The organism is Micromonospora sp. NPDC051925 (genome assembly GCF_044548625.1).
Taxonomy (GTDB): Bacteria; Actinomycetota; Actinomycetes; order Mycobacteriales; family Micromonosporaceae; genus Micromonospora.
Genome location: NZ_JBIUCH010000061.1, coordinates 1 through 1224, shown reverse-complemented (window position 1 = coordinate 1224; position 1224 = coordinate 1). Strand labels below are relative to the sequence as shown.

Below are 1224 nucleotides of genomic sequence, written 5' to 3'. Positions count from 1 at the left end.
CCGCCGCCACCAGCACAAAGGCCATAGGCGGCACGAAGAAAACGAAGGCTTCGCATAACCCGAGGCCACGACGGACGGGTTAAAGATCAAGCTAGAGCGTGTTTAGGAAGTGGCGGTGGCGGCCTGGTCAGGTCGCAGGCGGCGTGTCGGTGATCGGAAAGTAGGGAGGTCTCCGGTAGATCGTTCATCGACGAAGAAGAACATCTGCGCGGAGACCTCGTGGACACCTTACCGGTGGCGGGGCGGCATGACCTGACCGACGAGCAGTGGGCGAGACTGCATCCGTTGCTGCCGGTCGGTAGGAAGCCGGGACGCCCGCCGACATGGACGAAACGGCAGCTCATTGATGGGATCAGGTGGCGGGTCAGGGTCGGGGCTCCCTGGCGTGATGTCCCTGGACGGTACGGTGATTGGCGCAGCGTGTACGGGCTGTTCCGGCGGTGGCAGCGTGACGGGACCTGGGCGAGGATCCTGGCCGGGTTGCAGGCCCACGCGGACGCGGCCGGTCTGATCACCTGGGATGTCAGCGTGGATTCCACGATCGCGCGGGCGCATCAGCACGCCGCGGGTGCCCGCCGCGACGGGGATCGTCAGGTCGAGCCGCCGGGTGGGGTCCGGGTCGAGCCGGCGGATCATGCGCTGGGGCGGTCTCGGGGCGGGTTGACCACGAAGGTCCATCTGGGTTGTGAGCAGGGGCAGAAGCCGTTGTCGTTGGTGTTGACCGCTGGGCAGCGTGGTGACAGCCCGCAGTTCACCGTGGTGTTGGACGGTATCCGGGTGCAGCGCCTCGGTGGTGGCCGGCCCAGGACCCGTCCGGATCGGGTCCTGGCCGATAAGGCGTACACGTCGAAGGCGAACCGGCAGTACCTGCGACGGCGAGGGATCAAGGCGACGATCCCGGTCAAGGCTGACCAGGCGGCGAACCGCCGTAAGAAGGGCTCGAAGGGCGGACGGCCACCGTCGTTCGACCAGCAACTGTACAAGCAACGTCACGCCGTCGAGTGCGGCATCAACCGACTCAAGCGCAACCGGGCCGTGGCCACCCGCTACGACAAACTCGCCGTACGGTACGAGGCCACCGTCCAGATCGCCGCGATCAACGAGTGGCTATGACACTTCCTAAACACGCTCTAGTACTCCAACGTCACCTGGCCTGTCTGCGCTGGTAGTGGGATCGTCGGGCTCGGGCTTGGGATGTTCGCCGCCAGTACGACCAGTGCAGGA

Annotated in this window: 1 protein-coding gene; it reads left to right on the top strand. The window is 65.9% G+C overall.

The annotated features are described in order from the left end of the window. The first annotated feature begins 219 nt into the window (after positions 1–219). Positions 220–1113 (top strand): IS5 family transposase, encoded by an 894-nt coding sequence (locus tag ACIG87_RS32280; RefSeq protein ID WP_396855407.1) that lies wholly within the window; start codon positions 220–222, stop codon positions 1111–1113. Positions 1114–1224 lie beyond the last annotated feature (111 nt).